Origin of the sequence: Luteibacter sp. UNC138MFCol5.1, from assembly GCF_900110505.1 — a bacterium.
GTDB lineage: Bacteria > Pseudomonadota > Gammaproteobacteria > Xanthomonadales > Rhodanobacteraceae > Luteibacter.
The window spans coordinates 303,283-311,844 of record NZ_FODZ01000003.1 but is presented as its reverse complement, the minus strand read 5'-3'; the positions used below and the strand labels follow the sequence as shown (position 1 = coordinate 311,844).

Here is an 8,562-nt window from a genome sequence, read left to right as displayed (position 1 = left end):
CCCTCACCGTCATACCGGCGTACGCCGGTATCCACGGCCTCGGTGCACGGTTTTCGCGACACGTCACACGCCAGAAACGTCGTCGCGACAACCGATCGTCTCGCCGTGGACCCCGGCGTGCGCCGGGGTGACGAGCCGGAGGAGTCGCGGCATCCCTCACCGTCACGGCGGCACAAGCGGAACGTCGCGGCATCCCTCACCGTCATACCGGCGTACGCCGGTATCCACGGCCTCGGTGCACGGTTTTCGCGACACGCCGCACGCAGGAACGTGATCGCGACAACCGATCGCCTCGCTGTGGACCCCGGCGTGCGCCGGGGTGACGAGCTCGAGAGTCGCGGCACTCCTCACCGTCATATCGGCGAACGCCGGTATCCACGTCCCCGGTTCACGCTTTTCGCGACACGCCATACGAGGGCAGGTCATCGCGACAACCGGTCGCGCCGGGGTGACGATGACGGCGCGCGGCAAACGACCTCGCTTCGAGCCCCTTGTCACAAAAATGTATGACGAAGGGCTTGCAAGAATTCGGCCACGTCGCTATACTTTTTTGACTCTGATGCGGGGTGGAGCAGTCTGGCAGCTCGTCGGGCTCATAACCCGAAGGTCGTAGGTTCGAATCCTACCCCCGCTACCAGTTTTCCTAAAAAGCGCGAACCTCACGGTTCGCGCTTTTTTCTTGTGAGCGAGGATACGCCCATGGCCTGGGAACACATCCTTTCGGACAACCTCACCACGACCGCCGTCGGCGTGCTGATCGTGGTCGTTTCGTTCAACCGCTTGCTCGCATTCCTCTGGCCGTTCGCGCTGCTGATGCCGCTCGTGCCGATCTTCTCGCTCGCGTACTCGGGTTACCCCGATGGCGTGTTCATGTGGAGCTACGTGCCCATCGGGATCGCGATCTACGCGCGGATCAAGCTCGGTAGCTTTCCCAGGACGTGAGGTGGACCATGGCTGCCTTCCGGCACTTGCCGCTGGACCGGGCTGTGATTAATTTCGCGACTCCATCCACAAGGAGTGCGACGTGAGGACGATCGGTAACATCATCTGGTTCGTATTCGGCGGCCTGATCATGGGCCTGGGCTGGTGGCTGGCGGGGCTCGTCTGCTTCATCACGATCGTCGGCATTCCCTGGGGCCGTTCCTGCTTCGTGATCGGCTCGTTCGCGTTCTGGCCGTTCGGCAAGGAAGCGGTCGACCGCCGCGACCTCACGGGGCGCGGCGACATCGGCACCAGCGTGTTCGGCACGGTCGGCAACATCGTCTGGTTCGTCTTTGCCGGCATCTGGCTGGCCATAGGCCACGTGTGCTCGGCCATCGCCTGCTGCGTCACGATCATCGGCATCCCGTTCGGCTGGCAGCACCTCAAGCTTGCAGGCATCGCGCTCGCGCCGATCGGCAAGACGGTGGTGAGCACCGACGTTGCGGAAGCCTCGCGCCGGATGAACGCGGAAGCCGCCGTTCTTCGGGCACGCGCCTGAGCATGGCTGCACGGTTCATGCGCCTGCTCCGGAGCGGGCTGGCGGTTATCGCCATCACCGTGTCGATCAGCGGTTGCACCCGCGATGCGATGATCGAGAAGTTCACTCCGCACCCGGAAGCCGAGCAGGCGAAGAAGGCGATCGACGACTGGCGCATGGGGCGCCTGGCGGACCTACGCCCGCAACTATCGCAGGAACTCGCAGCTCAGGTCACGGACGAGCAGCTCGCCGTCATGGCGGTCGGGTTCCCGCGTGGCGAGCCGCGCTCCGTCAGGGTGATCGGAGCGACGACACATTTCCAGTCCGATACCCGTCGCTACGACGTCACGTATGAGTATGACTTCGACGGTCGCTGGTTCGTGGCGAGCGCCGTGATCCTGAAGGTTGGCGACATCGCCCGGATCGCCGGACTGCACGGGCAGATGCGTTCGCAGTCGATGGAGCAGGTCAACGCGTTCACGCTCGCGCACAAGGGCGGACTGCATTGGCTGATGCTGTGCCTTGCCATCGCCGCCCCGGTGTTCTGTCTGGCGGTTTTCGTGATCTGCATCAGGACGCCCTTCCGTCGCCGGAAGGTGTGGTGGGCGCTGTTCACGCTCGTCGGTGTGTGCACGGTGCATTTCAACTGGACGACGGGGCAGGCGGACTTCACCCCGCTCTCGTTTCAGCTGCTGGCGGCGTCCACGGCGGCCGTACCGTTCGGCCCATGGATCCTCGGCGTTTCGGTGCCGTTCGGCGCCATCATGTTCCTGATTCGTCGCAAGGCTCTCGTCGCGAGGGCCGGAGCCGAAGCTACTGCGGCCTAACCGGGCAGGGGCAGGGCGACCTCGGGTTCGCCGCTGGTCGCATAGCGGTTACGGCCCGCGCTCTTCGCGAGATAGAGCGCCTGGTCCGCGTGACGGACGAGGTCGCGTGCGTCGGCCGACATCGCGGTAGCGACCCCGATGCTCACCGTGACCCGGCCGTCGATGCCGTGGTCGTATTCGAGCAGGGCGTCGTACACGGCGCGCGTCATGCGTCGCGCGACGACCTGCGCGCCCTCCGCCGGTGCCAGCGGAAGCAGGGCGATGAACTCCTCGCCGCCGTAGCGCGCGATGAAATCGGCCGGTCGGCGCAAGGCGCCCGCGAGGAGGCGTGCGACCGCTTTCAGGGCGATGTCGCCTTCGGGGTGGCCGCGCGTGTCGTTGAAGGTCTTGAAGAGGTCGACGTCGATCATCAGCGCGCTGATCGGTTTGCCGTCGCGCGAGGCCTCGCGGACACGCTCCGCGAAGGCCTGTTCGAACGCGCGGCGGTTCGGGATGCCCGTGAGCTCGTCGAGCAGCGAGACGCGCTCGACCGCGGTCAGCGCGTCGGACAACCGGTCGCGCGTGGCGGCGAACCAGAACTGCGTCTGCACCACACGGACGACGTAGCAGAGCATGGCCAGCGCCATGACGATGCGTCCGAACATCCCTTGCGAGTCGCGGATGCCGAGGCTCAGCGCGAAGATGGCCGCCAGCAGGAGGCCGGGTGCGAATCCGGCCGCCAGCTGCCGCGCCCATAGCCTTCCCGCGGGATCGAAGGCGCGTGGCGTGCGGCCGTGGTGGAGCAGGCAGAGCAGCGCGGCGAAGGGCAGGGTGGGCAACACGTCCGCGAGCTGGCGGAGGACGGGCAGGTCCGGGTAGAGCTCGTCGTGATTGTGGATGCCCGCCGAGAGGGCGTACAGGCCGAGGAAGATCGTCGTCAGCCGGAAGAACCGGTACTCCTTGTCGTCCTGTGCGGCGAAGGTGCGGATGAGGAACGTCAGGAAGAGGAAGACGTTCTCGACGTCGAAGGCGACGACGACCCAGACCATGTCCTCGTTCTTCAAAAAACCGTTCCCGTCGCTGAGGTCGCGCACGCCGAGGTAGCAGAGGATGACGAGCAGAATGAGAAGCGCCCCGTCCACGACGCGGCGTGCCGGGGTGGTGGGTTCGTCGCGCGTCGCGACGGCCGCGTAGAGCAGCGGCAGCCCGAAGCTGACGAACAGCACATAGGTGGATATGAGGTTCTGTTCCGTGCCGGACCGGGCGATGGCGTAGCCCATGCCGGCGACCCAGCAGGCGAGGCCGAGCGCGAGGCAGGCCATGGTCCGCCGGTCGTACGAGGGCCATCGCAAGGCGACCACCGCGGCGAGGCAGGCAAGCCCGGACGCCGTGAGCATCAGGTAATAAGCAAGTTCCGGGAGATCGCGACCCGCGACCAGCGGCGCCAGGACCTGCACCAACGGAAAGGCGAGGAGCACGGCTCCATAGCCCAGGTATCGCCCCGGCGTTCGCATACCTGTGCTTCCTCCCCCTCAAGTGGCGCGCAGGCGTGCATCGTGCCACGAGACGCGGGCGTCGGCGATGCCCCGGGCGCCACATCGTCGCGTTGCCGAAAACGCGCTCATAGGCCCGGAGAGCGGATAGGCGACCGGATCATGTGCGCAAGATCGGTCGTGCGCCATCCCATCGCGCTCGCTACGCTTGTTCCATGACCCATTCCTCGCACCTTCGCTTTCGCCGCGTCCTCGACCACATGGACGTCCATCTCGACGGCGATCTTTCGCTGGAGACGCTCGCGCGTGTCGCGGCATGGTCGCCGTTCCACTTCCACCGGCGGTTCTCGGCGCTGACCGGCATGACCGTGCATCGCTACGTGCAGCTGTCGCGCTTCAAACGCGCCGCGTGGCAGGCGGCGTTCCGTCCGGACGCGTCGATGACGACGATCGCGCTGGACGCCGGCTATGAGAGTCCGGACGCGTTCACCCGCGCGTTCCGGCAGCGGCTGGGCCAGTCGCCCTCCGCATTCCGCGAGGCACCCGATTGGCGCGTCTGGGCAACGGCCTGGCGCGAACTCGACGAAGTAAGGAGGTTCCACATGCCTGCAGGTCATCGTCTCGACGAGGTTCGGATCGTCGATGTCTCCCCGGTGCGCGTCGCGTGCCTGCCGCACGTCGGCGATCCGGCCCGCATCGGCGAATCGGTGCGTCGCTTCATCGCGTGGCGTCGCGCCACCGGACTCTCGCCATCCCGAAGTGCGACCTGGAACGTGCTTCACGACGATCCCGAGACCACGCCTCCCGAGCGATACCGCCTCGACATCTGCGCGTCGTGCGACGTCGTGGAAGCGAACGATGCCGGTATCGTGGCCGGGACGATCGAAGGGGGACGCTGCGCGGTGCTGCGGCATACCGGTTCCGACGCGTTGCTCGGCGACGCCATCCGTTTCCTTTACGCCGACTGGCTGACCGCGAGCGACGAGGAGCCGCGCGATGCGCCGCTGTTCCTTCAGCGCGTCGCGTTCTTCCCCGATGTGCCGGAGCACGAGGCGGTGACGGATATCTACCTGCCGCTCGGAAGGGCCTCGAGCCCGGCGTAGGGTACCGATGAGTGACGGGGCGCGTTACAGTCGGCCCATGCCCCGGACCTTGCTCGCCTTGCTGGTTCCAGAAGCCGAACCGCTCGTCGGCGACCTCCGCGCGCGGATGGACCCGTCGGCGCGGCGCGGGCTGGGCGCGCACATCACGCTCGTCTATCCGTTCATCGACAGCCCGTCGGTGACGCCGGAGGTCCTCGATCGCCTGCGCGGCGTGACCGCGCGTCACGCCGCTTTTTCGTTCCGCCTCGCCGATGTCGGGACGTTCCCCTCGACGGTCTGGCTCGGGCCCACGCCGGCCGACGCGATCGCGCGTCTCGTGGTCGATCTGGAGGCCTCGTTCCCGGACCGTCCCCGTGCCGGCCCCGTCTTCGATGGCTTCGTGCCGCACCTTTCCGTCGCGCGTAACGTCCGCCGCGATCACGACGCGATCGTGGCGACCTGCCGGGGCCGCCTCCTCGCCAGCGGCGAGGTCGCCTGCCGGGCGCGCGAGGTCCATGTGATGGAGCGCGCCGATGCGGGCTGGCGCGTTCTCGCGGCGGCGCCCCTCTCGGAGGCCTAGGCCGCCGGGAACAGGCGGCGGTGGTCGCCGTCGCGGTACCAGCCGGCCACCGCGTCCGGCACCAGCCCGCAGGGATCGATGCCGGCCGCGGCGAACAAGTCCAGTGTGTCGAGCAGCGCCCGCCGCATCCGGACGGCGCCGGGATCGTCCGGCGCGTTGTGCCTCGCCCATTCGAGCGTCTCGTGGAGCCGCAGGGACCAGTCGTGGAGCAGGTCGGCTCGAGCGGCGAGGTGCTGGCGGAGCCAGGGCCGGATGGACTGGAGCGGAAACGCGTCGGTCGCCGCGATCCCGGCGAGCAGCTCACCGATGGGCTCCGCGGCGCCACGGAACCACTCGGTATGGCCCGCCGCCGAGTCGGGAACGACCAACGGCGCCATCGCCTGGTGCGTGGCGAAGGTCTCGATCAGCCGCCGTTCCACCCGCCGTGCCTCGGCGACACGCCCGGCGTCGAGCAGCAGGCCCCGGTCCAGGTCGAAGAAGTCGAAGAACCGGCGGTGCAGGGTGCTGAACCGGGTGAAAGGCTCGCGGGAGAACCCCACCTTCAGGAGATCCTCGTCCCGGCAGGGCAGCACGTAGACGAAAGCACGGCCACGGGAGGCGAAGCGGGGGTAGGGTGTTTCTTCGTCCATCCCGACAGTATGGGTGGCGGCGGTCTCATGGAGCGCGCCAGCCGGAGGGATTTCGGCCTGGTGGCGTCCTGCGACGCAGCCAGTGGCGACCTTGCAGGGAAGTGCGCTTTTACGATAGAATCAGTGAATCTTAAGCGGTGTTGGTGACGGTTTCGGCCTCTCACCGGTGGGCGCTTCAGGAACTTTCTTTTTACAAGAAAGCCTCCTCGTGAGGCTTTTTTGTTGGGCGCACGGAGGCGTCCTGCGACACGACTGTGAGCGCCGTCAGGGCATCGCGGCGCGCGCGGGAGGAAAGTGTCGGATACATCGGCGAACGAAAGGAATGGGCCGTTCGCGCCCTTTTTTTGTTTCTGGCCACCGGAAAAACCGCAGGTAACGTGGACACCAAAGCACTTTCCCAACGATTCAGCGACATCGTGGCCGAGCGCGGCCTCGAGGTTCTGGGCATCGAATTCCTGCCGGTCGACGGCCAGCAGACGCTGCGCGTCTACCTCGACGTCGTCGAGGCCGAGCGCGAGCGCCGCGAAGCGGCGGAGATCCCGCCCGAGGTGAACGTCAACGACTGCGAGGACGCCAGCCGCGAGTTTTCGGCGTTCCTGGACGTTGAAGACCCGATCCCGGGCAACTATGTACTGGAAGTCTCCTCGCCCGGTATCGACCGCCCCCTGTTCACGGCGGAGCAGTTCGCCCGCGTGGCCGGCCAGGAGGTCAAGGTGGTGCTCAAGGCCCCGATCGACGGCCGTCGCCGCCTCAAGGGCAACGTCGTTGAAGTAAACGGCGAGCACATTGTGGTGCAGGGCGAAGCGGGCCGGTTCGAATTCGAGCATGCGGACGTCGAAAGCGCCCGCGTGGTTCCCGACTGGGTGGCCCTCGGCTATGCGCCGCAGCCGAAGCCCACGGGCGGAAAGAAATCCAAATAACAGAAACGACGGGGTGCCGCGGGGCATCCTTACGGGAGTAGCGGCAATGAGCAAAGAACTTTTGCTGGTAGTCGACGCGGTCGCCAACGAGAAGGGCGTGCCGCGCGAAGTCATTTTCGAAGCCATGGAAGCGGCGCTGGCCTCGGCCGCCAAGAAGCGCTACCCCGATGAGGATCCGGACATCCGGGTCGAAATCGATCGCAACAGCGGCGATTACGAGACCTTCCGTCGCTGGGAGATCATCGCGGACGACGGCGAGATGGAGGATCCGTCCTTCCAGATCCGTCTGATGGACGCCCAGGACGAGGCCGGTGAGGACGAAGTCGCCGAGGTCGGCGGCTGGATCGAGCACCAGATCGAGAACGCCGAGTTCGGCCGCATCGCCGCGCAGGCCGCGAAGCAGGTGATCGTGCAGCGCGTGCGCGAAGCCGAGCGCCAGCAGGTCGTGGACGCCTTCCGCGACCGCGTCGGCGAACTGGTCACCGGTATCGTCAAGCGCGTCGAGCGCGGCAACGTGTACCTCGACCTCGGCAGCAACGCCGAGGCCTTCATTCCGCGCGACAAGACGATTCCTCGCGAATCGGCGCGCGTCGGCGACCGCGTCCGCGGTTACCTGTACGAAGTGAAGTCGGAAATCCGTGGTCCGCAGCTGTTCGTCTCGCGCAGCGCGCCGGAGTTCATGATCGAACTGTTCAAGCTCGAAGTGCCGGAAGTCGGCCAGGGTCTCGTCGAGATCAAGGGCTGCGCCCGCGATCCGGGCGATCGCGCCAAGATCGCCGTCGTCGCCCACGACAGCCGCACCGATCCCATCGGCGCGTGCATCGGCATGCGCGGTTCGCGCGTGCAGGCGGTGTCGAACGAGCTCAACGGCGAGCGCGTCGACATCATCCTGTGGCACGAGAACCAGGCGCAGTACGTCATCAACGCGATGGCGCCGGCCGAAGTCCAGTCGATCATCATGGACGAGGAAAAGCACTCGATGGACATCGCGGTCGCCGAGGACAAGCTGTCCCAGGCGATCGGCCGCGGCGGCCAGAACGTGCGCCTCGCCAGCAAGCTCACCGGCTGGCAGCTCAACGTGATGACGCAGGACCAGGTCACCGCGAAGTCGGAAGCCGAACAGCAGGCCGCGCTGCAGCTGTTCATGGACCGCCTGGAAGTCGACGAGGAAATCGCCGGCATCCTGGTCTCGGAAGGCTTCTCCTCGGTCGAGGAAATCGCCTATGTCCCGGCCGGCGAGCTGCTGGCCGTGGAAGGCTTCGACGAGGACATCGTCGAGGAACTCCGCGCCCGCGCCCGCGACGCGCTGCTCACCGACGCCCTCGCGGTGGAGGAAGGCATCGACGAGAACGGTCCGGCGGCCGAACTGCTCGAACTGGAAGGCATGGACGAACCCACCGCCTTCGCGCTCGCGGAGCGCAACGTGAAGACGCTCGACGACCTGGGCGACCTCGCCGTCGACGAACTGATCGATATCGAAGGCATGACCGAGGAACGCGCTTCGCAGCTGATCATGGCCGCGCGCGCTCCGATGATCGCCCGACTGGAGAAGGGCGGCTAAGCGCGAATCCGGAAGCGCCCTGGACGGGCGCC

At 66.8% G+C, this 8,562-nt stretch carries 9 protein-coding genes and 1 tRNA gene; 8 read left to right on the top strand and 2 right to left on the bottom strand.

Going from position 1 to position 8,562, the window contains the following annotated elements; all coding sequences use genetic code 11:
* The first annotated feature begins 560 nt into the window (after positions 1-560).
* The 4 genes from BMY69_RS09795 (at position 561) to BMY69_RS09780 (ending at position 2,286) form a co-directional block, all read left to right on the top strand.
* Positions 561-637, top strand: a tRNA-Met gene (locus tag BMY69_RS09795).
* A gap of 62 nt (positions 638-699) precedes the next feature.
* Positions 700-942, top strand: coding sequence for a hypothetical protein (locus BMY69_RS09790; RefSeq protein ID WP_090177618.1), 243 nt, complete (start codon positions 700-702; stop codon positions 940-942).
* Between the two features lie 82 nt (positions 943-1,024).
* Complete coding sequence (locus BMY69_RS09785) at positions 1,025-1,480, top strand: YccF domain-containing protein (protein WP_090177616.1); 456 nt, start codon at positions 1,025-1,027, stop codon at positions 1,478-1,480.
* 2 nt (positions 1,481-1,482) lie between these two features.
* Positions 1,483-2,286, top strand: a complete 804-nt coding sequence (locus tag BMY69_RS09780; protein ID WP_090177613.1) for a hypothetical protein — start codon at positions 1,483-1,485, stop codon at positions 2,284-2,286.
* Here the strand turns inward: BMY69_RS09780 and BMY69_RS09775 are convergent.
* A complete protein-coding gene (locus BMY69_RS09775) occupies positions 2,283-3,779 on the bottom strand; it encodes a GGDEF domain-containing protein (protein WP_090177610.1) in 1,497 nt (498 codons plus the stop codon). The genes BMY69_RS09780 and BMY69_RS09775 overlap by 4 nt on opposite strands.
* 194 nt (positions 3,780-3,973) lie before the next feature.
* Between BMY69_RS09775 and BMY69_RS09770 the strand changes: the two genes are divergently transcribed.
* Both BMY69_RS09770 and BMY69_RS09765 read left to right on the top strand, forming a co-directional pair.
* Positions 3,974-4,861 carry an AraC family transcriptional regulator gene (locus BMY69_RS09770; RefSeq protein ID WP_090177608.1) on the top strand — a complete coding sequence of 296 codons (888 nt, stop codon included), beginning with the start codon at positions 3,974-3,976 and terminating at the stop codon, positions 4,859-4,861.
* Positions 4,862-4,898: 37 nt separating this feature from the next.
* Positions 4,899-5,420: a 2'-5' RNA ligase family protein gene (locus tag BMY69_RS09765; protein WP_177191134.1), complete on the top strand. Its 522-nt coding sequence runs from the start codon at positions 4,899-4,901 to the stop codon at positions 5,418-5,420.
* Here BMY69_RS09765 and BMY69_RS09760 read toward each other — a convergent pair.
* On the bottom strand, positions 5,417-6,049 hold the full coding sequence (locus BMY69_RS09760; RefSeq protein ID WP_090177602.1) for a GIY-YIG nuclease family protein: 633 nt from the start codon (positions 6,047-6,049) through the stop codon (positions 5,417-5,419). The two genes, BMY69_RS09765 and BMY69_RS09760, sit on opposite strands and share 4 nt — an antisense overlap.
* A gap of 377 nt (positions 6,050-6,426) precedes the next feature.
* Here BMY69_RS09760 and rimP point away from each other — a divergent pair, with 377 nt between their 5' ends.
* Together rimP and nusA are read left to right on the top strand one after the other, a co-directional pair.
* Positions 6,427-6,969, top strand: a complete 543-nt coding sequence (rimP, locus tag BMY69_RS09755; RefSeq protein ID WP_090054145.1) for a ribosome maturation factor RimP — start codon at positions 6,427-6,429, stop codon at positions 6,967-6,969.
* Between the two features lie 46 nt (positions 6,970-7,015).
* Positions 7,016-8,530, top strand: coding sequence for a transcription termination factor NusA (gene nusA, locus BMY69_RS09750; protein ID WP_090054143.1), 1,515 nt, complete (start codon positions 7,016-7,018; stop codon positions 8,528-8,530).
* Positions 8,531-8,562: the final 32 nt, after the last annotated feature.

What these genes read in the sequence shown, in the direction of transcription:
- BMY69_RS09790 (WP_090177618.1), top strand. Translation starts at nt 700, where the DNA reads ATGGCCTGGGAACACATCCTTTCGGACAACCTCACCACGACCGCCGTC.
- BMY69_RS09780 (WP_090177613.1), top strand. Translation starts at nt 1,483, where the DNA reads ATGGCTGCACGGTTCATGCGCCTGCTCCGGAGCGGGCTGGCGGTTATC.
- BMY69_RS09775 (WP_090177610.1), bottom strand. Translation starts at nt 3,779, where the DNA reads ATGCGAACGCCGGGGCGATACCTGGGCTATGGAGCCGTGCTCCTCGCC.
- BMY69_RS09770 (WP_090177608.1), top strand. Translation starts at nt 3,974, where the DNA reads ATGACCCATTCCTCGCACCTTCGCTTTCGCCGCGTCCTCGACCACATG.
- BMY69_RS09765 (WP_177191134.1), top strand. Translation starts at nt 4,899, where the DNA reads ATGCCCCGGACCTTGCTCGCCTTGCTGGTTCCAGAAGCCGAACCGCTC.
- BMY69_RS09760 (WP_090177602.1), bottom strand. Translation starts at nt 6,049, where the DNA reads ATGGACGAAGAAACACCCTACCCCCGCTTCGCCTCCCGTGGCCGTGCT.
- nusA (WP_090054143.1), top strand. Translation starts at nt 7,016, where the DNA reads ATGAGCAAAGAACTTTTGCTGGTAGTCGACGCGGTCGCCAACGAGAAG.